Below are 23,954 nucleotides of genomic sequence, written 5' to 3'. Positions count from 1 at the left end.
TCGGCGGAATTGCGTCCATGATGGCGCCGCGATCGAATCTGAGGTGATTTGATCAGAATCCGCCGCAAGACTTTAACATCTGCTTAGACTAATCGCGCATAGATTGTACCATGACGGGGATCGAGCAGGCGGGAGCGGGGGCTGCCCGGGGTGCGGGATGACCAAGCGACGTGAGCATCGCAGGACGATCGGCATTGCCGAAGCGGCACTAGACCATCTCAAGACACACGAATTGCCGGCGACGCCGCGCAATTTCGAGTTTTGGTATGCCTATTCGGCCGGCTTCAATCGCTCGCTCAATCGCGCTGTGAACGCGGTTCTGGAGGCGAAAGGGCGCATTACGCTCGACGATGTCCAGAGACTGCACGAGGTCTTCCTCTCTTCCGAGCATATCGGCGATCGTATCGAGGAAATCGGCGGCACCGCCTCACGCGAAATCGCGGCTCTGTCCGAGGGAATCGAGCAGATTCTCGCCGAGACGGCGCAATATGGCGCGCAGCTCGCCAACACCGTCGCCTATCTCGGCAGCGGCGCGTCGAAAGGCGGCTCGGCCGCCGCCTTGCATGAGCTCATCGAAGCCACGCAGCGGATCGAGGATCGCAAACGCGCCCTCGAAGCCCGGCTCGCACGGTCCAACGCCCAGTTCAGCGCGCTGCGCACCAATATCGAATCGATCCGCTACGAGTCCATCTGCGACCCGCTGACGACGCTTTCGGTGCGAAGGCATTTCGACCTCGCCATCCAGCGGGCGGTCGATGAAGCCGGCGAGCAGGTTGTGCCGCTTTCCTTGATCCTGACGGATATTGATCATTTCAAGCAGTTCAACGATCGCTACGGCCACCAGACCGGCGATCAGGTGCTCCGGCTCGTCGCGCAATCCGCCAAGCAGAGCATCAAGAGCCTCGACATCGCCTGCCGCTATGGCGGCGAGGAGTTTGCGATCATCCTGCGCGACACCACCGAGACACAGGCCGTCAAAGTCGGCGAGCGCATAAGACAGGCCGTGATGACGCGCGAACTGGTCAAGCGTTCGACGGATGAGCCGCTTGGGCACATCACGATCTCGGTCGGGATCGCGACCCATCGGGCCGGGGATACGCCGCAATCGATGATCGAGCGGGCCGATGCGTGCCTCTATGCGGCCAAGCGCGCCGGCCGCAACTGCGTGGTCTCGGAATCGATGCCAATCGCAGGCGTCGCGCGCGACGTCGCCTGATCAGGCGAAAGCACGGGCGGGGTTCAGGTCTTGCCGAGCGACCAGGCCACCATCTGACGCAGCACATCGTCGAGCGCCGCATTCAGTCCGGCGACGACGGCGCTGGCGTCATCAGCCGCCACCGGGGCCTCGCCGCGGAACACGCGGAAGGCGACGACACGGCCATTGCGGTCGTTCATCATGCGCGCGGAGATCTCGACCACGGCAGTGCCGCTGCCCGACGCATCGACCTCATAGCCGAAGATGCGGATGTCGCTCAGCAACTGATAATCGATCGAGAGCCCCTCGCCCGGGCGTCCGACGGCGCGCGCCTGCTTGGTGCGCTCGAACGCCTCGATGATGCGGGCCTGGACGACGCGCGGCAGCGTGTCGGCGTACTGGGCGTTCGGATAGTAGGCGACCAGCGACCCGCGCCGCACGACGATGCGCTGGCTGTCGAGAACCTTGAGGGCGGAGGGCGCAGGAACGAGAATCTGCGCGGTGCTGCCACCCTTGATACCCCTCAGATCCGCCGGGCCGGTCAGATCATAGGTGGCCGGCGGCGGACTGGTGAACAGCGAGCCGACGCATCCGGACAGGAGCAGAAGCCCGCAGAGCGCCAAGGCCACCGGGCCAAGGCGACGGGCGGATCGTGCATTCGTGGCGATCATCGTGCGGACCTGTCCCATCATCTCACTTCCGATTGTATTCCCTGACGGTCGAGTTTCCGAATACGAAGCCCTGCGGATTGTTCTGGATGGAATTCAACGTCTGGTCAAACTTCGACGTGGTCCGCTGCAGCTGGTTCACCAGACCGTCGACATTGCGCAGGCCATTGCCCGTGAAATTGGCAAGGTTGTCGGCGATCTGGCCTGCCCTGCCCTGGAACGCCTCGGCGATCACGCGGATCGAGTGGGCGGCGGCGGTCGCTTCCTGGAAGAAACCCTTGCCATCCGGGCTCTCGAGCATGTTCTGCGCGCTGCCCAGCAGCCCGTCGAGCCGCGCCGAGGCGGTATTGAGCCGCCCCATCAGCGAATCCGTGTTCGCGACGATCGTGTTGAACTCGGGCTGCTTGCTATGGATGAAGTTCGTGAAATCGCGCGCGTCGTCCAGCGCCGTGCGCGCCGTCGCGACCATCTTGTCGATGTCCACCGTCGCTTCCTGGACGCGCGTCGCGACCGTCGCGATATTCTCCATCGCGCTCTGCAGCTTGTCGGTCGGCACAGCGTCGATGACCTTCTGTGCCGAGGTGAGCGCCGTGCCGAGCTGTTCCGAGACCTGCTTCACATTGGTGACGATCGCGGGGAACTGGTCGGAAGTCTCGGCGATCTTGCCCGAGATCTGATCGATATGGGCGAGCGTATCGGAGACCTTCTGCGGGTCGACCGCCGCGACGATCTTGTCGGCCTTGGCGACGAGCCCCTGAAGATCGCCCGAGAGAGCGCCGACCTTTTTCGAGAGATCGCCGACATTGCTCATGAAGTCGTTCACGCCGGCCGAATTGGCGGCGAGTGCGTCCGTGAAGTTCTGGACATTGGTGAGCGACGTCTTGATCGTCGGCTCGGCCGTATCGAGCACGCTGTTGACCCGATCGACGGCCGTATTGACCTTGTTGAGCAGGTTCTGCGCGCTGGCCATCAGGTCCTGCAGGCCACCGGGCTGCGCGGTGAGCGTCGGCACGTCTTCCTGCGTGAAGATATTGGGCGCGGAAGCAGAACCACCGATGAATTCGATCGACGCGATGCCGGTCAGGCCCTGGATTCCGATGGAAACCTTGGTGTCCTTCTTGATCGGCTGGCTCGGGTCGACGGAGACCATCGCCTCGACCTCGTTCGGATCCTGGTCGTTGATCCGAAGGCGCGTGACGTCGCCGATCCGGATGCCGTTGAAGAGCACCTGGCTGCCGGTGGCGAGACCGGTGACGGACCCGGGAATGAGGATGCGCATCGGCTTGCGCGCGCCGCTCTCGTCATAGCGCGCGAGCCAGTAGACGAAAGCGAAGCAGGCAATGATCACCCCGAGGGTGAAGATGCCGATCGTCGCGTAGTTTGCACGCGTTTCCATGCCCGTCCCGACTAAGCTTCCAATCGGCGCGCCCGAACGCCATGGAAATATTTCTGAACCCAGGGATGATCGAAAGCCAGCATATCGGCCACCGTGCCCTCGATCAGGACATGGCGGTCGCCCAACACCGCGATTCGATCGCAAACGGTATAAAGACTGTCGAGATCATGGGTTACCATGAACACCGTCAGCCCCAAAGTGTCGCGCAGAGTCGCGATGAGCTGATCGAACTCGGCCGCGCCGATGGGATCCAGCCCCGAGGTCGGCTCGTCGAGAAAAACAATGTCCGGATCGAGCGCGAGGGCCCGCGCGAGACTCGCGCGCTTGATCATGCCGCCGGAGAGTTCGGACGGCAGCCTCTCGGCAGCCTCGGTCGCCAGACCGACGAGATCGATCTTCAGCCGGGCCAGTTCCTCCATCAGCCGCGGCGACAGCTTCAGATGCTCGCGCATCGGCAGTTCGACGTTCTGGAGCACCGTCAGCGAGGAGAAGAGAGCGCCCTGCTGGAACAGGACCCCGAGGCGCTGGTCGATCAGGCGCCGGGTGCGTTCATCCGCATCGTCATAGGGCGTGCCGAGGATCTCGACCGAACCGCTCTGCTTCGCCTGCAGGCCGAGGATGGTGCGCAGCAGGACCGACTTGCCCGTGCCGGACGCGCCCACGATCCCCAGAATCTCGCCGCGATAGACGTCGATATCGAGATTTTCGAGAATCAGGCGGTCCTCGAAGCCGACGGTGATGCCGCGTCCGCGGATCACCACATCCCGCTCTGCCGCCGTCTTGCTGCCGCGCACCGCCATGATCAGTAACTCACTGCGCTGAAATAGATGGCGAAGATGCCGTCGACGACGATCACCATGAAGATCGCCTTGACCACCGACGACGTCGTGCGAGCGCCGAGCGACTCGGCGCTGCCCTGGACGCGGAAGCCCTCATTGGCCGCGATGATGCCGATGATCAGCGCCATGAACGGCGCCTTGATCAGGCCGACGAACAGCGTGTTGAGCGCCACGGCATCGCGGAGGCGCATGATGAAGGCCGATGGCGGCAGGCCGACATAGATCCAGGACACCAGCCCGCCGCCGATCAGCGCCGAGAGATCGGCGATGAAGGTCAGCAGCGGCAGGGCGATGATGAGGGCCAGGATGCGCGGCAGCACCAGCACCTCGTTCGGGTCGAGTCCGATCACTTTGAGCGCGTCTATTTCCTCGCGCATCTTCATCGAACCGATTTCGGCGGTGAACGCGCTGCCCGAACGGCCGGCGATCATGATCGCCGTCAGCAACACGCCGAGCTCGCGCAGCACCAGCACGCCGACGAGGTCCACCACATAGACCTCGGCGCCGAAGGGGCGGAGTTGGAACGCGCTCTGCTGCGCGATGATCGCCCCGATGAGAAGCGACATCAGCGAAATGATCGGCACGGCCCTGAGGCCGGCCCGGTCGACGTGAAAGACGATCGACGTGATGCGGAAACGCGCGGGCTTCACGACGGCGCGCAGAAACCCCCGCGTGACGCTGCCGAGAATGCTGAGGCCGGCCTCGAGATCGCCCGCGGAATCATACATCGAGCGGCCGATGCCCTCGACGAGATCGCGCCCGACGCTCACATGCTGCCGCTTCGGCGCCTTTTCCTGCTCGGCGGAATGCACCGCGTCGAGCAGGCGATGAACATTCGGGCTGCCGCCGGACAGTTCGACATGGACACCCTTGGCGTCGAGGTCACGGCTGAAGCGCGTGATCAGCCAGGCGCCGGAGGTGTCGACCTGGTCGAGCTCTTCGAGATCAATGGTGACGGGGCTCGTAATGCTGGCGACCGCTTCGTCGATCACCTGCTCCAGCCTGTCGGCCTCGTGCAGCATCCAGCGGCCGCGCGGAATGAGCCGGAGCGCGCCGCCGTCTTCAACGAGATCAAGGCTGGCCGCTTCCGTCGCCGACAAAGACTGACCTCGGTCCTGTTCCACCCCTCGGGAGGCAATTAGCGGCAGACCTTGCGGCGCCGTCGGGGGCCTCCTAATCTCCCGGTTCACACTTGTTAGTGCATGAGCCCGAACGGCCGGGCAAGCCTCTCGCCGAAGGAACAGCCACTGTGGAGATCGTCAGGCCCTATCTGTTGTTTTTGGGTGACGTTCCGGATTCGCTCGCAGCGAAGACGGCATTGGGTATCGTTGACTGGCGTCCGGAGTGGTGCCTGGGGCAATTGCGGCTTCCGGGCTGCAAGGCCGATGCCGGAATCCCCGACATGTCGATCGCGGAGGCGAAGGCCGCCGGGGTGCGCACGATGATTGTCGGCGCGGTGAACGCCGGCGGCGTTCTGCCGGATCATTGGGTCGCGACGATCGTCGAGGCGCTCGATGCCGGTCTCGACGTCGCGAGCGGCCTGCATTCGCGCCTGGCCGACAACCCCGCCATCCGCGACGCGGCGCGGCGCACCGGAGCCGCGCTGCACGATGTCCGCCACAGCTCGGAGCGTTTCGCCACGGGCAAGGGCACCAAGCGCCCGGGCATGCGCCTGCTCACCGTCGGCACGGATTGCTCGGTCGGCAAGAAGTACACAGCGCTCGCGCTCGAAAAGGAGATGCGCGCCGCAGGCTTCGACGCGGATTTCCGCGCGACTGGCCAGACGGGCGTCTTCATTTCCGGGCGCGGCGTCGCAATCGATGCCGTCGTCGCCGATTTCATCTCCGGTGCCGTGGAATGGATCGCGCCGGCGGCCGACCCGTCCCATTGGGATCTGGTCGAGGGTCAGGGTTCACTCTTTCATCCGTCGTTCGCCGGCGTCTCGCTCGGGCTGCTGCATGGCGCACAGCCGGATGCCTTCGTGGTCTGTCACGAGCCGACGCGAACCCATATGCGCGGCGTCAAGCATCCGCTCCCGTCGATCCGTGAGGTGATCGACCTGACGGTCGCCTGCGGCAAGCTGACGAACCCGGCCATTCGCTGCGTCGGAATCGCCATCAACACGGCGAGCCTCGGCAACGACGAAGCCCGGGACGTGCTCGCGCGCACCACGGCGGAATATGATCTGCCCGCGGTCGATCCGATCCGGACTGGCGTCGCGCCGATCGTCGCCAAAATCTCCAGCCTGTTCGGCAGTTCGGGCTGAACATGGCCCCTGCCCTGACCGTCACCGTCGAGCGTTGGCCGATTGCCGGACGCTTCGTGATTTCGCGGGGCGCCCGCACGGAGGCCACGGTGGTCGTCGCGACGATCACCGAAGGCGTCCTGCGGGGGCGCGGCGAATGCGTTCCCTATCCGCGCTATGGCGAGACGGTCGAGGGTGTCGTCGCCGCGATCGAGGCGATGGGCGCCGCCATCGCTGCCGGAATGGACCGCGAGGCGCTTTGCGCGGCCATGCCGGCCGGAGCGGCCCGCAACGCGATCGACTGTGCCCTCTGGGACCTCGAGGCCAAGCGTTCCGGAATATCGGTCGCTGCAAGACTCGGGCTCGATCCGAAGCCGCTTGTCACCGCCTATACGCTGAGCCTTGGCACGCCCGCCGAGATGGAGGCGGCTGCTGCCAAGGCGAGAGATCGGCTGCTGCTCAAGGTCAAGCTCGGCGGCGAAGGCGACGCTGAGCGGATCGCCGCCGTTCGCCGCGGCGCGCCGCAGGCACGGCTCGTCGTCGACGCCAACGAGGCCTGGACGGAAGCGAGCTTCGACAACGCGATGCGCGCCTGCGTCGCCGCGGGCGTCGAGCTGATCGAGCAGCCGCTGCCAGCCGGGCACGACCAATTGCTCACAACCGTCGATCGCCCGATCGCCATCTGCGCCGACGAGAGCCTGCATGTCGCCACGGATCTCGCCGACCTCGCCGGGCGCTATGACGCGGTGAATGTGAAGCTCGACAAGGCGGGTGGGCTGACCGAGGCGCTGCTGCTCGTCAAGGCGGCGAAGCAGGCGGGGATGGGCGTGATGGTCGGCTGCATGGTCGGCACGTCGCTCGCCATGGCGCCTGCCGTGCTGCTGGCGCAGGATGCCGACTTCGTCGATCTGGACGGCCCGCTGCTGCTGGCGCGTGATCGCGACGACGCCCTCGCCTACCCGGGCAGCCTGGTCAGCCCGCCGACCTCTGCCCTTTGGGGCTGACGCGCCGGCTGAGCAGCCAGACGACGAGCAAGCCCAGAACGGCCGGCACGACCATGGTCCAGGCCGAATCGATTCCGATCCGCGCGTAGAGCGGTCCGGCCATCAGCGTGGTGACCGCCAGCAGGACGCCGCTGACGACCTGACACACGCCTTGCGCCGATGCCGTCCGCTCTTCGTCCACGTCACGCGCGATGCCCATCTGCATCCCGACAAAGGTCGCCGCGAAGGTCAGGCCGTGCAGCACCTGGAGCGCCAGCGACGGCGCGAAATCGGTGATCACCGGGAACAGCGACCAGCGCACAACGGCGCCGACGGCCCCGAGGATGATGAACCCCTCCGCACCGATCCGGCGGAAGCGCCCGGAGAAGCGCAGCATCAGGATCTCGGCGACAACGCCCGTCGCCCACAAAATGCCGAGCTGGTCGCCGGAAAAGCCGAGGCTCGCCCAATGGATCGAGCCGAAACCGTAGAAGACGCCGTGGCTCGCCTGGATGAGGCTGGTGGAGAGCGCGATCGCGATGAAGCTCCGTTTGGTCAGGATCCGCCAGGCCGACTTTGAAACCGTCTTGACCTTGGACGCGTCGTCCAGCGCCCGTTCCATTGGCGGCGTGACCGGCAAGGCAAACGCCGAAACGGCCGCGATCATGAAGGCACCGACCAGCAGTTCCGTCAGGATCGGTTCGCCGAAATGGCCGATAATGGCGCCAGCCCCGAGGCTGACCACCACGAAGCTGATCGAGCCCCAGACCCGCATGCGACCATAATCGAGGCCGAAGCGGCGATAGCCGGTGAGCGCCAGCGCATCCGTCGTCGGCTGCACCAGCGAGGCGACCGTTACGGCCAGGCCCGTGAGCACCAGAATGCCGAGACGGGCGTCGAGGAAGGCGGCCGGAACGAACAGGACCAGCGCGCCGAACGCGAACAGGATGATGGCAAAGCGTCGATTCGGCGCCCGATCCGCCATCCAGCTGCCGATCGGCGTAAAGACCAGGCGCGCCAGCAACGGAAAGGCGAGACAGGCGGAGATCAGCTCGGGCGTGAACCCCCGCAGCTTCAGCCAGACCGGCAGATAGGGCGTGATGATGCCGCCCACCACGAACGACGCCGCGTAGAAGAACGAGAGTCGGGATGCGAAATGGCGTGGGGCGGCGGACATTTTGGCAACGCGGCGAGGCCGTGGGAACGGCTGGAGCGGGGAGATGCGAGACGAAGGGCCGGCCGCGGCAAAAACCCGGAACACGCGAACGTGGAGCCGCCGAGACGAGACTTCCCTATACGCGCTCCGCTGCGGCAGGGAAAGCCAGTGCCTGCGTCATGACGGCCGGATCGACATTGCCGCCGGAAAGCACCACCACGACGCATTTCCCGCGGGCGTCGAACCGGCCCGACAGCAGCGCCGCAAGCCCGACGGCGCCGCCCGGCTCGACCACCAGCTTCAGATGGATGAAGGCGAAGGCCATCGCCGAAAGCGCTTCCGCATCGGACGCCGCGACGGCGCCGGCGTCGAGCCGCTGATTGATGGCGAAGGTAATTGCGCCGGGCGTCGGCGCCTGCAGCGCGTCGCAGAGCGAGCCGGAAAGACGTTCGTTCCGCTGCCGGGAGCCGGCGCTGAGGGAGCGGGCATAGTCGTCGAAGCCCTCCGGCTCGGCGACATAAACACGGGCACCGGGGAGGCGCGTGCTGACCGCCAGATTGACGCCGGACGAGAAGCCGCCACCGCTGCAAGGCACCAACACGGCATCGGGCCGAAGGCCGACCCGATCGCAATGATCGGCGATTTCCAGTCCGACGGTCCCCTGCCCGGCGATCACGCGCGGGTCATCGAAGGGATGAACGAAGGTTCCGCCGGTCTCCGCCACGATCTCCGCTGCGATCGCGTCGCGATCCTCGCGAGCGCGATCGTAGAGGACGACGCGTCCGCCCAAGCGGCGTGTCCCCTCGATCTTCAATTGCGGCGCATCCGCCGGCATGACGATCGTCGAGGGCGCGCCGAGCAGCGTTGCCGCCGCCGCAACACCCTGGGCGTGATTGCCGGAGGAGCAGGCGACGACGCCGTTGGCCAGCTTTTCTGCCGAGATTGCCGATACGGCATTGAAGGCGCCGCGAAACTTGAACGACCCCGTCCGCTGCAGATTCTCGCATTTGAGCAGGATGCGCCCGCCCGTCGCCGCATCGAGAACGGGGCTGGTCAGGATCGGCGTGCGAAACGCCATCCCCTCGAGGCGGCGCGCCGCCGCTTCAACATCTGCAAAATCCGGAGCCATGCTTACCGGCTATCAGTCGTACCGATGAGAGACAAGTCCCGCCCGCTCGGCAGACCGCATGAGGCCGATGGCTGCGCCGGCCCCCAGCCATGGATACCCGTGACATTGTCCAGAAACTGCCGCGTCGCCGCCTGCCAGGAACTGCGTAATGCGACGTCGCGGCAGGTCTCGCGCGGGATTTCCAGCGCCTTGAGCGCGGCGGCGCGAAGGTCTTCGTCGAGCACGCCGGCGCCCGTCCCGCCGACCACGTCCTGCGGCCCGGCGACCGGATAGGCGGCCACCGGAAGCCCAGACGCCATGGCCTCCAGCATCACGACTCCGAATGTATCGGTGCGGCTCGGGAAGACGAAGCAATCGCTGGCCGAATAGATATCCGCGAGTTCATCGTCGATCTTGGCGCCCAGGAACGTCACGTCGGGATGCGCGCGCCTCAGGCCCTCGAGCGCCGGCCCGTCGCCGACCACGACCTTGCTGCCCGGCAGATCGAGGTCGAGGAAGGCCCCGATATTCTTCTCGACCGAAACACGCCCGACATAGAGCCAGATCGGCCTGGGCAGATCGAGCGCATTGCGATTGCGGCCGGGACGGAACATGTCGGCGTCGACCCCGCGCGACCAGCGCATCAAATTATGGAAGCCGCGCGCCTTGAGTTCGTCCTCGATCGACGGCGTCGCGACCATGCAGCCCGCACCGGCATTGTGGAACGCACGCAGAAGGGCGTAGGTCCAGCCGACGGGGATCGGCAGCCGCGCCGCGAGATACTCGGGGAAGCGCGTGTGATAGCTCGTCGTGAAGATCCGCCGCCTTTTGATGCACCAGCGCCGCACGGCGAAGCCAAGCGGGCCTTCCGTCGCGATATGCACGTGGTCCGGGTTGATCGCGTCCAGGCGCCGCGCGATGTCGCCAGGCGTCGTGACCGCAAGCCGAATCTCGGGATAGGTCGGGCACGGAAAGGTCAGAAAACCGTCCGGTGTGAGCATGATGGTGGCCCAGCCGAGTTCCGGCAGATGCCGGTCCAGCCGTTCCAGCGTGCGCACGACGCCGTTGATCTGGGGATGCCAGGCGTCACTCGCGATCAGAATGCGCTTCATGCGGCAACCTGGTCGATTTCCGTATCGTCAATGGCAAGCTCAGGCTGACGCTGGATCGTCGACCAGCGGACGATCTCCATCCGCCCGTCATGATGCTCCGCAATAGCGGTGCAGCTCTCGACCCAGTCGCCCGTGTTGACGTAGCGCAGCCCGAACTCGTCATGGATGGCGGCGTGGTGGATATGGCCGCAGACGACGCCATCGGCGCCGACCCGGCGGGCCTCGGTCACCAGCGCCTGCTCGAAGGCACCGATGAAGTTGACGGCGTTCTTCACCTTGAGCTTGGCCCAGGCCGAGAGCGACCAATAGTCGAAGCCGAGCTTGCGGCGAATGCGGCTGACGACCGTGTTGAGCGCCAAGGCGAGCTCATAGGCATTGTCGCCGAGCAGCGCGAGCCATTTGGCGTGGCGGACGACGACATCGAACTGGTCGCCATGGATGACGAGCAGACGCTTCCCATCGGCCGTCTCGTGCACGATCCGGTCGACCACCTCGACGCCGCCAAGATGCGTGCCGAGATAGTCGCGCAGGAATTCGTCGTGATTGCCCGGAAGATAGATCAGGCGGGCGCCCTTGCGGCCCTTGCGCAGAAGTTTCTGCACAACGTCGTTATGCGTCTGCGGCCAATACCAGCTCTTCTTCAGGCGCCATCCGTCGACGATATCCCCCACAAGGTATATCGTCTCGGCGTCATGCCACTTGAGGAAGTCCAGCAGAAGTTCAGCCTGGCTGCCTCGGGTCCCGAGATGGATGTCCGAGAGAAATAGCGCTCTCAGGTGACGTGGAGCGTCGGCGCCCGACATGATCTTGATTCGTCCTCGGCTGCGCTATGATTAGAATTCGCTTAGCCCAGCCGAACAACAGATTTGTGACATGCCCCGTGCGTGCTGGCGCTACAGGAGCGACGGCAGCATCGACACGACGAGCAGGATCGCCATTGCACCGTTGAAGATCGCCGCCCGTCGGCCGGTATCGATGAAGCGCGCGATGGCCGTCCCGAACAGACACCATGTCGCAGCCGACGACCAGCCCGCCAGGACGAAGATCAGCGCCAGCATCAGCATGGGCGCGGCACCGACGGCGCTCGGTTCTCCGAAGAGCGCAAGCGCCCCGACCGCCATCACCCAGGCCTTCGGATTGACCCATTGAAACAGAGCGGCCTGGAAAAAGGTCAGCGGCTTGCCGGTCCGCACGCCCGCTGCATCAGGCCGGCCGGAACGGGCCAGCTTCCAGGCGAGGAAGACAAGATAGGCGAAGGCGACATACCGCAGAACGATATGCACGATCGGGAACGCCTCGAACACCGCACCGAGGCCGAAACCCACGGCAAGCAGCATCGCCGGGAAACCGATGCCGATTCCAAGGACATGCGGAGCGCTGCGCATGAAGCCCCAGTTCGCCCCCGACGCCATCACCATCGTATTGTTGGGGCCGGGCGTGAACGCCGTCACGAGCGCAAAGCCGAGCAGTGCCAGGATCTGGTTCATGCTCGGACCTCCTCCCGCTCCATGACCGCCAAGCCATGCCACTTGTCGCCTGATAGGTCAATAGTACTGACCTAATACGCTCCAGCCTTTCCTCCACGGCGAGAAAGCTGTGCGCGAACAAGGCCTATCGCCCCTTGCATCGATGGATACGCTCGACGATTATCCCGGCCGCCAACACGGAGAAAAAGCAATGAAACTCCTTCGCTTCGGCGCTGCGGGCGCGGAGAAGCCGGGCCTCCTCGACAAGGACGGCACGATCCGCGACCTCTCGAGCGTCGTTTCGGATATTACCCCGGAAACGCTCAAGGCCGGCGCGATCGAGAAGATCGCCAAGGTCGACCCGGCCACGCTGCCGGCTGTCGCGCCCGGCGGGCGCATCGGTCCGGTCGTGAGCCGCACCGGCAACTTCATCGCCGTCGGCCTCAACTATGTCGACCATGCGCATGAGACCAATTCGCCGATCCCGTCGGAGCCGATCCTCTTCAACAAGACGCCGAACTCGATGATCGGGCCGAACGATCCGGTCACGATCCCGAAGGCCTCGACGAAGACCGACTGGGAAGTCGAGCTCGCGATCGTCATCGGCAAGACAGCCCTCTATGTCTCCGAGGCGGACGCGCTGTCCTATGTCGCGGGCTTCGCGGTCTGCCACGACGTGTCCGAGCGCGCCTTCCAGACGGAGCGCGGCGGCCAGTGGATGAAGGGCAAGGGTTCGCCGACCTTCGGTCCGCTCGGCCCGTGGCTGGTCACGCCCGACGAGATCGCCGACGTCCAGAACCTCGACATGTTCCTCGACGTGAACGGCAAGCGCTGCCAGACCGGCAACACCAAGACGATGATCTTCGGTGTCGCCCATCTGGTGAGCTATATCAGCCAGTTCCTGCAGCTCGATCCCGGCGACGTCATCACCACCGGCACGCCGCCCGGCGTCGGCATGGGCATGAAGCCGCCGACCTATCTCAAGGACGGCGACGTGGTCCGTCTCGGCATCGCCGGCCTCGGCGAGCAGCAGCAGACCTTCCACGCCTATAAGGGCTGATCGACCCTCAGGGTCATCGCCGCAAGATTACGGGCCGGACCGCAAGGTTCGGCCCGTTTTCGTTGGAAACTACCACCAGGCGTGGAAATGGTGCACCGGTCCGTGCCCGCGGCCGATCCTTAACCGGTCGGATGCGGCGATGGCGGCCGAGAGATAGGCCTTCGCCTCCCCCACCGCCTCGTCCAACGGTCGCCCGAGCGCCAGCCCCGCCGCGATCGCCGACGACAGCGTGCAGCCCGTGCCGTGCGTGTTGACCGTGTCGATGCGCCGCGACCGGAACCAGCGCCGCTCGCCCGCGCGGGTGACCAGCACATCCGACGCCTCGGACCCTGAGCCGTGCCCGCCCTTGATCAGCACGGCAGCCGCGCCGAGCGCGACGATGGCCTCGCCCTGACGCTCCATCTCGGCCTCGCTCACTGCCGGCTCGCCGTCCAGAATGCGGGCGGCTTCCCGAAGGTTCGGCGTCACCAGCAGCGCGCGGGGAAAGAGATCCCCGATCAGCGTCGCGATGGCTTCCTCGCGCAGCAATACGTCGCCGCTGGTCGCGACCATGACGGGATCGAGCACCACCGCCTTCTGCTCGAAGCGGTCGAGCCCCGCCGCCACGGCGCGGATCACCTCCGGATTGGCGAGCATGCCGATCTTCACGGCATTGACGGGGAGATCGGAGAAGACGGCATCGATCTGCGCCGTGACGAACGCAGCCGGGACATCATGGATCCCCGTGACGCCGAGCGTGTTCTGCGCCGTCAGCGCAGCGATGACCGAGGCGCCATAGACGCCGAGCGCCGAGAACGTCTTCAGATCGGCCTGGATGCCGGCGCCGCCGCCCGAATCGGAGCCCGCTATGGTCACTGCAATCGCCGTCATGCGCGTCCTTCCAAACTGAATGGTCGTGGAGCGAAGTGGGGACCGGTCCGCGTGGAGACAATGCGACCGGACACGCGTTCGTTAGATATCCGCCGCTGGAATTTTCGCCGCCTCTTCCCGGCTGCGCTTGAGGCCGAGACGATGCTCGCGGAAGATCACGAACATGCCCGAACCGATCACGATCAGCGAGCCGAGCAGCATCGTCGCCGTCGGCAGGTTCGAGAACAGGAAATAGCCGACGACGATCGCCCACAGCATCGAGACATATTCGAACGGCGCCACCAGAGAGGCCTCGCCATAGCGATAGCTCTGCGTCAGCAGGACCTGCCCGATCCCGCCGGCGACGCCGCAGCCCACAAGCAGCGGCATGTCCTCGAGGCGCGGCATGATCCATCCGAACGGCATCGTCGCCAGCATGAACAGCGCGGTGAAGATCGAGAAATAGACGACGATCGTCGCCGGCTGCTCGGACCAGGTCAGGCGCCGGGTCTGCGTCGCGGCGAGCGCGCCGAAAAACGCGCCGAGCAGCGAAAAGATCGCGCCGAGGGTGCTGCGATGCGGGCCTGCGTCAGGACCGACATAATCGGAAAGAATGACCAGGACGCCAACGAAACCGATCACCACGGCCGTCCAGCGATAGGCGCGCACCGGCTCGCTGAGCAGCACGGCCGCGAGCACCACCGTCATCAACGGCGCCGCATAGCCGATCGCCGTCGCATCCGACAGCGGCAGGCGCGCCAGTGCCGAGAAGCCGAAGAACATCGACGTGGCGCCGGCGATGGAGCGCAGCAGATGCCCGCCGATGCGCGGCGTCACGAAGACATCGGGCAGGAAGCCGCGCCAGGCGACCCATCCGAGCACGGGAATGAGCGCGAAGGCCGAGCGGAAAAACGCGACCTCGCCCGCCGGATACCGGTCGGAGACGAATTTGATCTGCGTCGCCATCGCCGTGAAGGCGAGGGTCGACAGCACCTTGAGCATCACGCCGAACAGCGGTCGCCCATATGAGGACGTTTCCATTTTTCCTTCGGATCGCGGACGGATCCGTTCTGATGGGTGACGCTCGGTCTGGCGCACCGCGTGGGGCCGGAATCCGCCGCGTGGCACCGCAGCGCGAAGCAGCAACGGTGCCTGACACCGATCCATCCGCGGTCGCGATGACGCGGCGTTCCGGAATCCGGCGGCAGATCGGGCGATGATAGGGAGAGGCGGCATGCGCGGCAATCGCGCAGACGGAAATGGTACGCGCCACGCGCCTTTTCGTCGCCGGAATCCCGTGTTAAGCAGCCCGTCCACGCTGACCAGCCACCATCGGTTTCGATCCATGAAAAGCTCGTATCTGCGGCCCTTCCTCCGGACGATGGCGGTTGCGGCGCTCTTCGCCGCCGCCGGCATCCAGCAGGCGAGCGCCGAGCGGATCACCAATCCCGTGGCCGAGTTCGCCGGTCTCGACAAGATCACCGGCCGCATCATCACCTTCGACGTCTATATGGACGAGACGGTGCAGTTCGGCGCCCTTCAGGTGACGCCGCGCGTGTGCTATTCGCGGCCCCCGACCGATCCGCCGCGCACCGACGCCTTCGTCGAGGTGGACGAGATCACGCTGCAGCGGAAGGTTCGCCGGATCTTCACGGGCTGGATGTTCGCGGACAGCCCCGGCCTGCACGCCGTCGACCACGCCGTCTATGACGTCTGGCTCGCCAGCTGCAAGACCTCGTCGACCGTCAGCAAACCGTCCAGCAAGTAAAAGTCGCCGTCCACGGTCAGCGCGTCCTCGAGACGCCGGTGATAATCGGCGCGGTCGATCTCGGCCACGCCGAACTGGGCCAGATGCTCGGTCGTGAACTGCGCATCCAGAAGGCGGAAGCCGCCCGCCTTCAGCCGCGCGACGAGATAGACCAGCGCCACCTTGGACGCGTCGGTCGCGTGGCTGAACATGCTTTCGCCGAAAAACGCCCCCTTGAGGCGCACGCCATAGAGCCCGCCGACGAGGCGACCGTCCTGCCAGGCCTCAACGGTGTGGCAGTGCCCGAGCGCGAAAAGCTGGCGGTAGAGCTGGCGGATGCGGTCGTTGATCCACGTCTTGTCGCGATAGGCCGATGTGAAATGACCGGCGCAACCCGCGATCACGCCGTCGAAATCCGTATCGATCCGGATTTCGAAGGGCATGTGGCGCATGGCCCGCGCGAGGCGTCTTGGAACGTGAAATGCGTCGAGCGGGAAGATCCCCCGCTTCTCCGGCTCGATCCAGTAGAGGCCCGGATCGTTCGCCGAATCGGACATCGGAAAAATGCCGCAGGCATAGGCTTTCAGCAGCACCTGCGGCGTGATCTGGGACGCGAAATCGTACTTGCTCGTCATCGACCCAACGCTTGCCGGCAACCAGCCATGGCTGTTCCTGCTCGCCCAGCCCCCACTGGACCTGCAAAATCTGCCATGACTTCGTGCCGGGCGAAAGCCGCCCGGGTAGAGATCAGTGCGAAACCGCCAGCTTCTTTTCGAGCCAGTGGATGTCGTAAGCGCCGTCGGCGATGTCCTTGTCGTCGACCAGTTCGCGGAACAGCGGAATCGTCGTCTTGATGCCGTCGACGACAAACTCGTCCAGCGCGCGGCGAAGGCGCATCATGCATTCGACACGCGTGCGGCCGTGGACGATCAGCTTGCCGATCAGGCTGTCGTAATAGGGCGGGATCCGATAGCCCTGATAGACGCCCGAATCGACGCGCACCCCAAGACCGCCCGGCGGATGGAAATAGGTGATCGTGCCGGGCGACGGCGCGAAAGTGTGCGGGTCCTCGGCGTTGATGCGGCACTCGATCGCGTGCCCCTCGAACTTCACGTCCTCCTGGCGGAACGACAGGCCGCTGCCCGAGGCGACGCGGATCTGCTCGTTCACGAGGTCGATGCCCGTGATGGCCTCCGTCACCGGATGCTCGACCTGGAGACGCGTGTTCATCTCGATGAAATAGAACTCGCCATTCTCGTAGAGGAACTCGATCGTTCCCGCGCCGGAATAGCCGAGATCGGCAACGGCCTTGGCGCAAACGGCGCCGATCCGGTTGCGATCGGCCTCGTTGAGCGCGGGCGAACCCGCCTCCTCCCAGACCTTCTGGTGCCGTCGCTGCAGCGAGCAGTCGCGCTCGCCGAGATGCACGGCATAGCCCTTGCCATCGCCGAGAACCTGGATCTCGATGTGCCGCGGCTTCTCGAGATACTTCTCCATATAGACCGCGTCGTCGCCGAAGGCGGCCTTCGCCTCGGAACGGGCGGTTCCATAGGCAATCGGCAGCTCAGCCGCCGAGCGGGCGACCTTCATGCCCCGACCACCGCCGCCGGACGACGCCTTGATCAGCACCGGATAGCCGATCGCGGCCGCCTGGCGGAGCGCGTCGGCCTCATCCTTGAGCGCGCCCTCCGAACCGGGCACGACCGGAATGCCAAGCCGCTGCGCGGTGCGCTTCGCCTCGATCTTGTCGCCCATGATGCGGATGTGCTCGGAGCTCGGCCCGATGAAGGTGATGTTGTGCGCCTCGAGAATCTCGGCGAAGCGCGCATTCTCCGACAGGAAGCCGTAGCCCGGATGGATCGCGTCGGCACCGGTGATCTCGCAGGCCGCGAGCAGCGAGGGAATGTTGAGATAGCTGTCCCGGGCCGGCGGCGGACCGATGCACACGCTCTCATCGGCGAGGCGCACATGCATGGCGTCGGCATCGGCGGTCGAATGGACCGCAACGGTCTCGATGCCGAGCTCCTTGCAGGCGCGCAGGATGCGCAGGGCGATTTCGCCGCGATTGGCGATGAGGATCTTGTTGAACATCGGCTTTGCCGCGCTCATTCGATGATCAGCAGCGGTTCGCCGTATTCGACCGGCTGCCCATCCGTCACCATGATCGCCTTGACCGTGCCGGCGCGCGGCGACGGGATCTGGTTCATGGTCTTCATCGCCTCGACGATCAGCAGCGTCTGGCCCTCGCGGACTGTCTGGCCGACCTCGATGAACGCTTTGGTCCCAGGTTCTGGGGATCGATAGGCCGTGCCGACCATCGGCGAATTCACGACGCCCGGATGACCCGCGGCACTCGCCTCGGCCGACACAGCCACGGCCGGCGCGGCAATTACAGTAGCCGGAGCGGCGGCGACCTGCACGGCCGTGGGCGCGACCGTCAGGTTGCGCGCCACGCGGATGCGGAGGTCGGCATGCTCGACTTCGATTTCGGTGAGGTCCGTTTCCGTCAGCAGCATGGCCAACTGGCGGATCAGTTCCTGGTCGATGCTCGAAGTCTTGTCGGTCATTGCGTTCTGTCTCTCTTTCAAAGGCGCGGCCACGATCAGGCGACGTGCGGCTTCAGCGCCTCGAGGGCAAGCGTGTATCCCTGCGGTCCGAACCCGCAGATGACGCCCACTGCCACCGGTGAAATATAGGAATGATGCCGAAACGCTTCACGGGCGAAGACGTTCGACAGATGCACTTCGATCGTCGGCAGGCCGACGGCCCGGATCGCGTCCTGCAACGCCACGGAGGTGTGGGTGTAGGCGCCCGGATTGATGATGATGCCGCGATGACGCCCGAGCGCCTCGTGGATCCAGTCGACCAGCACGCCCTCGTGATTGGACTGACGGAAATCGACGGAGAGCCCGAGGCTCTCGCCGAAGGCCGTCGTCTCGTCGCCGATCTGCGCGAGGGTCTTGGCCCCATAGATCCCCGGCTCGCGCTTGCCGAGCATGTTGAGGTTGGGGCCGTTCAGAACGAGAATGGATATCGTCATCGATGACCGATTGCGGGCCTCGCGTGCGCCCCGGCCCTGAGCCGGAGCTGGCCGGTTATAGGGTCTCGGCGGATAAAGGAAAAGCCCCGCAGCGCAAGCTGCAGGGCTCCTTCACAACTGCCGGGCTGCGATCAGCAGGAGGTGGCGCCGCAGTCGCGCACCGACTGGATCTTGCTCTTCAGCGTATCGTAGCCGACCGCGCCCACGACGAGCTCGTTCTGGACGACATAAGTCGGCGTGCCGTTGATCCCCAGAGACTGGGCCAAGGCGTACGATTCGTTGATCGTTGCCGCGATTTCCGGCTCCTTGAGCCGCGCCTTGATGGCCGCCGTGTCGAGGCCGAGATCGCCGGCGACCGCGATGGCCCGGGCGCCATTGACCTCGCCGCGGCTCATCAGCAGCTCGTCGTGGAAGGCGCGATATTTGTCCGGCGCCATCTCATGCACGACGACGGCAACCTGGGCCGCCTCTTCGGAGCCGGGTCCGAGCACCGGGAACTCCTTGAGCACCACCTTGAGGTTCTTGTCCTCGTCGAGAAGGCGGGTCAGGTCGGCATGGGCGCGTTTGCAGTAGCCGCAATTGTAGTCGAAGAACTCGACCAGCGTGACGTCGCCCTGCGGATTGCCGAGCACGACCTGGCGCTTCGAATTGAACAGGAGGTCGGCGTTCTTGGTGATGTTCGACTTGCGCGCATCGGCCTCCGCCGCGCGGTCGCGACGATCGAGCTCCTGCATCGCGTCACGGATCACCTCGGGGTGCTCCATGAGGTAGTCTTTGACGATCGTGCCGATCTCGTCCTTCTGTCCCTGATCGAACGACGCCGACGCCGCAAAAGCCGGCAGGGCGACGACGAGCGCCAGGACACCAAGGACGGCGGCCCGCAGGCCGGCCTTCGATCGGATCATTGCTGGGATTGCTTTCATGGGCGCCAAGGGTCCGTCGTTCAGTTGATCCGCTGGGATGTTGGTACGTCAAACCGGCGTGCGATCAAGCCCGCCGGCAGGGAATTGCCCGCCCGGGCCGATCACTTCGGCGTGGGCGGACTGAAGGAAAGTATATCATCGGCCTTCAGCCAGCCGGGTGAGCCGCGCTTCATGGCCGCCTGCGCACGCGCGGCATGCATCTTCGCGGCCTTATATTCGCCTTCGATGAATTCGCCTTGCGCCGTGGCCAGATCCGCCATCGGAATGTCGCCGCTCATCGCATAGGCACGGGCAAGGCTGCGATAGCCGATGCCGACATCGGGATCGGCCTGCAGGCCGATCTTGAGGTTCTTGATCGCCTCCGCCACCGATTTCGGATCGCCGGCTTCGACCAGGGTCTGGCCGAGCATGATGCGGAGCAGCCCCGATTTCGGCGCCAAGGAGACGGCCTTGCGCAGCGGCTCCGCCGCCTCGCGTCCACGTCCGCCCTCCAGCAGGATCTGCCCCTTGAGCTCCCAGAAATACGGGTTCTTGGGCTGATCCGCGAGCATCTGATCAAGCAGCTTCAGCGCCGTGCGCTCGTCGCCATTGCGATAGGCTGAAATGGCGCGCGCATAGCGCGCCGGCATGGAGGCGTCGCTCGGCGGATAGCGGCGCATGACGTCGGACGCGCCGCCGGTGAAGGCGACGAGCTTCGCGCGGACCATGTCGTGCCGAGCCTGCAGCGCTGCCGGGTCCTTCTTGTCGTAATAGGGGCTGGCCTTGGCCGAGCGCTCGATCAGGTTGAGGCGCTCGGTCGGCAAGGGATGGCTCTGCAGATAGGGATTGGCGCGGCTCTCGGCGAACAGCGTGTTGTCGGCGAAGCGCTGGAAGGTGCGCATCATCCCCTTCGCCGATTGGCCGGTCTGCTGCAGATAGTTGAGCGCGGACTGATCGGCAGCCATTTCCTCGGAGCGCTTGTAGGCAAGCAGCGATCGCCGCGCCGCCTCGCCGACGCCTGCCGCAATCCCTCCGCCGGCACGCGCCGCATCCGGCGAGCCAGCCGCCGCACCGGCCACGGCAGCACCGATGCCCGCAATGCCGCCCAGCATTGCGAGACGCTGCGCCGTCTCGGCCTGCTGCCGCAACTGGACCTGATGGCCACCCGCGAGATGCCCGGTCTCATGCGCGAGGACACCGATGAGCTCGTTCGGTGTCTTGGAATCGATGACCGCACCGGTGTTGACGACGATCTTCTGCCCGCTCGCGACGAAGGCGTTGAAGGACGGATCCTGAAGAATATAGAGCTCGACCGCCGAGGACCGGACGCCGGCGACCTTGAAGATCGGCAGCACATAGTCCTGCAGGAGCGCTTCCGTCTCCGCGTCGCGAATCAGGACCTTTCCCTGCGCATGCGCGCCGCCGGTCGCCAGCAGGCTGGCGGCAAACATCGTTGCGAGCGCGAGGCCCTTCGCCATGCGACGCGTGTGCCCTCGCACGTTCGTCATGGTGCATTCCTTCCTTTCGTCCGTCGCATCCGACCTGTAAGGAACGGCGCCAGGAAACGTGGAAACGCAGCGATGCCCGTCAATTCGGGCGATTGCAAGTCGTACACGCAGCAAGACCAGTCCGAGGATCGCGCGAAGCCATGCCCATCAGCCTCCGGCCCCCGTCCCGTCGCAGCGCCGTTGCACCGTTTCTGGCGATGGATGTCCTCTCGGCGGCGAATGCGCTGGAGGCCGCCGGTCGGCGCATCCTCCATATGGAAGTCGGCGAGCCCGGCGCGCCGACGCCCCGCGCGATCCGCGAAGCGGCGATCGCCTCGCTCCAGGGCGGGCGCATCGCCTATACCGAGGCGCTGGGCTGGCGGCCGCTGCGCGAGCGGATCGCCCGTCACTATGGCGAGCGTCACGGCATCGAGGTCGATCCGGCGCGGGTCGCGGTGACGACGGGATCCTCCGGCGGCTTCAACCTCACCTTCCTGGCCGCCTTCGATGCTGGCGACCGCGTCGCGATCGCCGCGCCGGGATATCCGGCCTATGCCAACATCCTGCGGGCGCTGGATCTCGAAGTGGTCGAACTGCGGACCCGCGCCGAGGATCGCCACGCGATCACGCCGGAGCTCGTCGAGGCAGCGCATAGCGAGAAGCCGCTCGCCGGCCTGATCGTCGCGAGCCCGGCCAATCCCACGGGCACCATGATGACGCCGAATGCGCTGGCCACGCTCATCGCCGCCACCGAGGAACTGGGCATCCGCTTCATCTCCGACGAGATCTATCATGGCCTCGTCTATGACGGCGTCGCGGCGACGGCGCTCGCCACGTCGCAGGAAGCGTTCGTCATCAACTCGTTCTCGAAATATTACTGCATGACCGGCTGGCGGATCGGCTGGATGGTCGTGCCGGAGACGATGGTCCGCGCCGTCGAACGGCTGGGACAGAACCTCTACATCTCCGCGCCCGACCTGTCGCAGAAGGCTGCGCTCGCCGCCTTCGAGACGACCGACGAGTTGGAGCGCATCAAGGACGGCTATGCCGCGAACCGCCGGCTGCTGCTCGACCGTCTGCCCGCGATCGGCTTCGACGAGTTCTTTCCCGTCGACGGCGCCTTCTACGTCTATGCCTCGGTCCGCCGCTTCACCAATGATTCCGGCGAATTCGCCCGGCGCATGCTGAACGAAGCAGGCGTGGCGGCGACGCCGGGCATGGATTTCGACCCGACCGGAGGCGACGCCTATATCCGCTTCTCGTTCGCCGGTTCGACCAAGGACATCGACGAGGCCAGCCGCCGCCTCGCGGACTGGCTGCGCTGAGGCGCTTCCGTCAGACGTCCGCGCCGAGCCGCGACGTGGGGCGGGCGACCGGACGGCGAAGGCCCGGCACTGGCTCGTGATCGGCGCTCGCGAAGATGTCGCGATCGAGGCGCTGCAACGCGCCGGCCAGAATGCCGACGTCGACGAGATCGTCTTCCGGCGAAAGCACCTCGATCTCCGTCATGCGTCCGATCTCCGCCACCAGCCCTTCCTCCAGGCCGGTGTGGAAGCCCTTCTCCATCAGGTCGAACGCCGCGAGGCCACGCCCCGTGAAGGCGACGCGTTCCGGATTGATCAGAGCGAGCAGGCGTGAGAGGCCATAGCCAAGGGCGAGGCCGGCCTGGTGATAGGCCGCCGCAATCCGCCCATCGCCGCCGCGGGCCCGCTCCTCCAGCGCCCGCATGGTGGCGGCGTCCGGATCGATATCGGCGGGCGGGGCATCCGGCGGCAGATTGGTGACGGCCCGGTAGATCGCATAATCGGCGACATAGGCCTCGACGCAGCCGCGCCGGCCGCAGCGGCAGAGCGCGCCGCCGGGAATATGATTGGTATGGCCGAACTCGGCGCCGGAGCCGAAGGCGCCGGAGAACAGCCGACCGCCGATATAGAGGCCCATGCCGACGCCATAGGCGATGAAGATCACGGCGAACGTGCCGCCATAGCGCCGCGGATCGCGCGAATTGAGAGCCTGGCCCATCATGTTGACGTCGTTGGTCACCGAGACGGGTATGCCCAGCGCCTCGGAGAGCGGTCCGGGGATCGCGCCGACCTCGACCGAGACGGTCGGGCTCCAGATCAGGCGTCCGGTAGTCTCGTCGACCACGCCCGGCACGGCGATCGGAATCTCCGGCAGCTTGCGGTGCGGGACGCCGCGCTCATCGAGATAGCCGCGGATCGCTTCGGCAAGGCGCGGCACGAACTCCTTCGCCTCCGGGCCCGTCGTCGGAATGGCGAGGCGCGTGCGATCGCGCAGATGTCCACCATAGTCGCAGAGAATCAGCGTCACCGAATTGAGCGACACCTTCACGCCGAGGACGAAGGCCGCATCGGCGTTCAGCGCCAGCGCCACGCGTGGCCGCCCCCTCCCCGTCGGCCGCTCGGCCTTCTCGTCGATCGAGGCGGTGACGATCAGGTGTTCGGAGATCAGATCGGCGGTAATGGCGGAGATCGTCGCCGGGCTGAGACCGGTCGTTCGTCCCAGTTCCACCCGCGCCAGCGGTCCGACGCGGCGAAGCGTCTGGAGGACCAGTCCACGGTTTTGCCGTCGGACGAGTTCTGTGTCGGCTTTATTCTGCAACGTTCGTCTCCTCCGCCCGGACAATGGTCGAACGCCCTCGCCTTTCCAAGGGATTTCGACAGTCCGCGTCAACCAGGCC

Annotated in this window: 24 protein-coding genes; 6 read left to right on the top strand and 18 right to left on the bottom strand. The window is 65.7% G+C overall.

Annotated features, from left to right (window positions below):
* Positions 1–157: 157 nt before the first annotated feature.
* Positions 158–1,216: a GGDEF domain-containing protein gene (locus tag GGR25_RS00810; RefSeq protein ID WP_183396836.1), complete on the top strand. Its 1,059-nt coding sequence runs from the start codon at positions 158–160 to the stop codon at positions 1,214–1,216.
* 23 nt (positions 1,217–1,239) lie between these two features.
* On the opposite strand, the gene GGR25_RS00805 is transcribed toward GGR25_RS00810, so the two are convergent.
* Genes GGR25_RS00805 through GGR25_RS00790 form a run of 4 tightly spaced genes read right to left on the bottom strand, consistent with a single transcriptional unit; the run spans position 1,240 to position 5,198 of the window.
* A complete protein-coding gene (locus tag GGR25_RS00805; RefSeq protein ID WP_183396835.1) occupies positions 1,240–1,887 on the bottom strand; it encodes an ABC-type transport auxiliary lipoprotein family protein in 648 nt (215 codons plus the stop codon).
* A gap of 1 nt (position 1,888) precedes the next feature.
* Positions 1,889–3,259, bottom strand: coding sequence for an MlaD family protein (locus GGR25_RS00800; protein ID WP_183396834.1), 1,371 nt, complete (start codon positions 3,257–3,259; stop codon positions 1,889–1,891).
* Positions 3,260–3,270: 11 nt separating this feature from the next.
* A complete protein-coding gene (locus tag GGR25_RS00795; RefSeq protein ID WP_183396833.1) occupies positions 3,271–4,059 on the bottom strand; it encodes an ABC transporter ATP-binding protein in 789 nt (262 codons plus the stop codon).
* 2 nt (positions 4,060–4,061) lie between these two features.
* Positions 4,062–5,198, bottom strand: a complete 1,137-nt coding sequence (locus GGR25_RS00790) for an MlaE family lipid ABC transporter permease subunit (RefSeq protein WP_246409129.1) — start codon at positions 5,196–5,198, stop codon at positions 4,062–4,064.
* A gap of 149 nt (positions 5,199–5,347) precedes the next feature.
* Between GGR25_RS00790 and dgcN the strand changes: the two genes are divergently transcribed.
* Together dgcN and dgcA are read left to right on the top strand one after the other, a co-directional pair.
* Positions 5,348–6,364: an N-acetyltransferase DgcN gene (gene dgcN / locus GGR25_RS00785; protein ID WP_183396832.1), complete on the top strand. Its 1,017-nt coding sequence runs from the start codon at positions 5,348–5,350 to the stop codon at positions 6,362–6,364.
* A gap of 2 nt (positions 6,365–6,366) precedes the next feature.
* On the top strand, positions 6,367–7,347 hold the full coding sequence (gene dgcA, locus GGR25_RS00780) for an N-acetyl-D-Glu racemase DgcA (protein WP_183396831.1): 981 nt from the start codon (positions 6,367–6,369) through the stop codon (positions 7,345–7,347).
* Here the strand turns inward: dgcA and GGR25_RS00775 are convergent.
* From GGR25_RS00775 to GGR25_RS00755, 5 genes are all read right to left on the bottom strand, one after another.
* On the bottom strand, positions 7,316–8,503 hold the full coding sequence (locus GGR25_RS00775) for an MFS transporter (RefSeq protein WP_183396830.1): 1,188 nt from the start codon (positions 8,501–8,503) through the stop codon (positions 7,316–7,318). The two genes, dgcA and GGR25_RS00775, sit on opposite strands and share 32 nt — an antisense overlap.
* Before the next feature lie 115 nt (positions 8,504–8,618).
* Positions 8,619–9,560, bottom strand: a complete 942-nt coding sequence (locus GGR25_RS00770) for a threonine ammonia-lyase (RefSeq protein WP_246409127.1) — start codon at positions 9,558–9,560, stop codon at positions 8,619–8,621.
* Between the two features lie 53 nt (positions 9,561–9,613).
* Positions 9,614–10,702: a glycosyltransferase family 4 protein gene (locus GGR25_RS00765; protein ID WP_183396828.1), complete on the bottom strand. Its 1,089-nt coding sequence runs from the start codon at positions 10,700–10,702 to the stop codon at positions 9,614–9,616.
* Positions 10,699–11,505 carry a UDP-2,3-diacylglucosamine diphosphatase gene (locus GGR25_RS00760; RefSeq protein WP_183396827.1) on the bottom strand — a complete coding sequence of 269 codons (807 nt, stop codon included), beginning with the start codon at positions 11,503–11,505 and terminating at the stop codon, positions 10,699–10,701. The genes GGR25_RS00765 and GGR25_RS00760 overlap by 4 nt, the downstream gene beginning before the upstream one ends.
* Before the next feature lie 90 nt (positions 11,506–11,595).
* The gene (locus tag GGR25_RS00755) at positions 11,596–12,189 is read right to left on the bottom strand and encodes a LysE family translocator (RefSeq protein WP_183396826.1); all 594 of its coding nucleotides are present in this window, start codon (positions 12,187–12,189) and stop codon (positions 11,596–11,598) included.
* A 190-nt stretch (positions 12,190–12,379) separates the two neighbouring features.
* On the opposite strand from GGR25_RS00755, the gene GGR25_RS00750 reads away from it, so the two are divergent.
* Positions 12,380–13,228, top strand: a complete 849-nt coding sequence (locus GGR25_RS00750) for a fumarylacetoacetate hydrolase family protein (protein ID WP_183396825.1) — start codon at positions 12,380–12,382, stop codon at positions 13,226–13,228.
* A 69-nt stretch (positions 13,229–13,297) separates the two neighbouring features.
* Here GGR25_RS00750 and thiD read toward each other — a convergent pair whose 3' ends face one another.
* Positions 13,298–14,098 carry a bifunctional hydroxymethylpyrimidine kinase/phosphomethylpyrimidine kinase gene (gene thiD, locus GGR25_RS00745; RefSeq protein WP_183396824.1) on the bottom strand — a complete coding sequence of 267 codons (801 nt, stop codon included), beginning with the start codon at positions 14,096–14,098 and terminating at the stop codon, positions 13,298–13,300.
* Between the two features lie 81 nt (positions 14,099–14,179).
* Positions 14,180–15,118: a DMT family transporter gene (locus tag GGR25_RS00740; protein ID WP_183396823.1), complete on the bottom strand. Its 939-nt coding sequence runs from the start codon at positions 15,116–15,118 to the stop codon at positions 14,180–14,182.
* 304 nt (positions 15,119–15,422) lie between these two features.
* On the opposite strand from GGR25_RS00740, the gene GGR25_RS00735 reads away from it, so the two are divergent.
* The gene (locus GGR25_RS00735; RefSeq protein ID WP_380147654.1) at positions 15,423–15,845 is read left to right on the top strand and encodes a DUF2155 domain-containing protein; all 423 of its coding nucleotides are present in this window, start codon (positions 15,423–15,425) and stop codon (positions 15,843–15,845) included.
* Here GGR25_RS00735 and aat read toward each other — a convergent pair.
* The 6 genes from aat to GGR25_RS00705 form a co-directional block, all read right to left on the bottom strand.
* Positions 15,782–16,459 carry a leucyl/phenylalanyl-tRNA--protein transferase gene (gene aat, locus GGR25_RS00730; protein WP_183396822.1) on the bottom strand — a complete coding sequence of 226 codons (678 nt, stop codon included), beginning with the start codon at positions 16,457–16,459 and terminating at the stop codon, positions 15,782–15,784. The two genes, GGR25_RS00735 and aat, sit on opposite strands and share 64 nt — an antisense overlap.
* A 112-nt stretch (positions 16,460–16,571) precedes the next feature.
* The gene (gene accC, locus GGR25_RS00725) at positions 16,572–17,915 is read right to left on the bottom strand and encodes an acetyl-CoA carboxylase biotin carboxylase subunit (RefSeq protein WP_183397604.1); all 1,344 of its coding nucleotides are present in this window, start codon (positions 17,913–17,915) and stop codon (positions 16,572–16,574) included.
* A 14-nt stretch (positions 17,916–17,929) separates the two neighbouring features.
* Positions 17,930–18,391, bottom strand: a complete 462-nt coding sequence (accB, locus tag GGR25_RS00720; protein ID WP_183397603.1) for an acetyl-CoA carboxylase biotin carboxyl carrier protein — start codon at positions 18,389–18,391, stop codon at positions 17,930–17,932.
* A 35-nt stretch (positions 18,392–18,426) separates the two neighbouring features.
* Positions 18,427–18,864, bottom strand: coding sequence for a type II 3-dehydroquinate dehydratase (aroQ, locus tag GGR25_RS00715; RefSeq protein ID WP_183396821.1), 438 nt, complete (start codon positions 18,862–18,864; stop codon positions 18,427–18,429).
* A gap of 131 nt (positions 18,865–18,995) precedes the next feature.
* Positions 18,996–19,769: a DsbA family protein gene (locus GGR25_RS00710; protein ID WP_183396820.1), complete on the bottom strand. Its 774-nt coding sequence runs from the start codon at positions 19,767–19,769 to the stop codon at positions 18,996–18,998.
* A 119-nt stretch (positions 19,770–19,888) separates the two neighbouring features.
* Positions 19,889–21,274, bottom strand: a complete 1,386-nt coding sequence (locus GGR25_RS00705) for a M48 family metalloprotease (protein WP_246409125.1) — start codon at positions 21,272–21,274, stop codon at positions 19,889–19,891.
* A gap of 140 nt (positions 21,275–21,414) precedes the next feature.
* Here GGR25_RS00705 and GGR25_RS00700 point away from each other — a divergent pair, with 140 nt between their 5' ends.
* Positions 21,415–22,578 (top strand): pyridoxal phosphate-dependent aminotransferase, encoded by a 1,164-nt coding sequence (locus tag GGR25_RS00700; RefSeq protein ID WP_183396819.1) that lies wholly within the window; start codon positions 21,415–21,417, stop codon positions 22,576–22,578.
* A gap of 10 nt (positions 22,579–22,588) precedes the next feature.
* On the opposite strand, the gene GGR25_RS00695 is transcribed toward GGR25_RS00700, so the two are convergent.
* Positions 22,589–23,875 carry an ROK family protein gene (locus GGR25_RS00695; RefSeq protein WP_183396818.1) on the bottom strand — a complete coding sequence of 429 codons (1,287 nt, stop codon included), beginning with the start codon at positions 23,873–23,875 and terminating at the stop codon, positions 22,589–22,591.
* Positions 23,876–23,954 lie beyond the last annotated feature (79 nt).

This window comes from Kaistia hirudinis (assembly GCF_014196455.1).
GTDB lineage: Bacteria > Pseudomonadota > Alphaproteobacteria > Rhizobiales > Kaistiaceae > Kaistia > Kaistia hirudinis.
The sequence above is the reverse complement of the archived record's forward strand: the minus strand, read 5'-3'. Positions and strand labels throughout refer to the sequence as shown.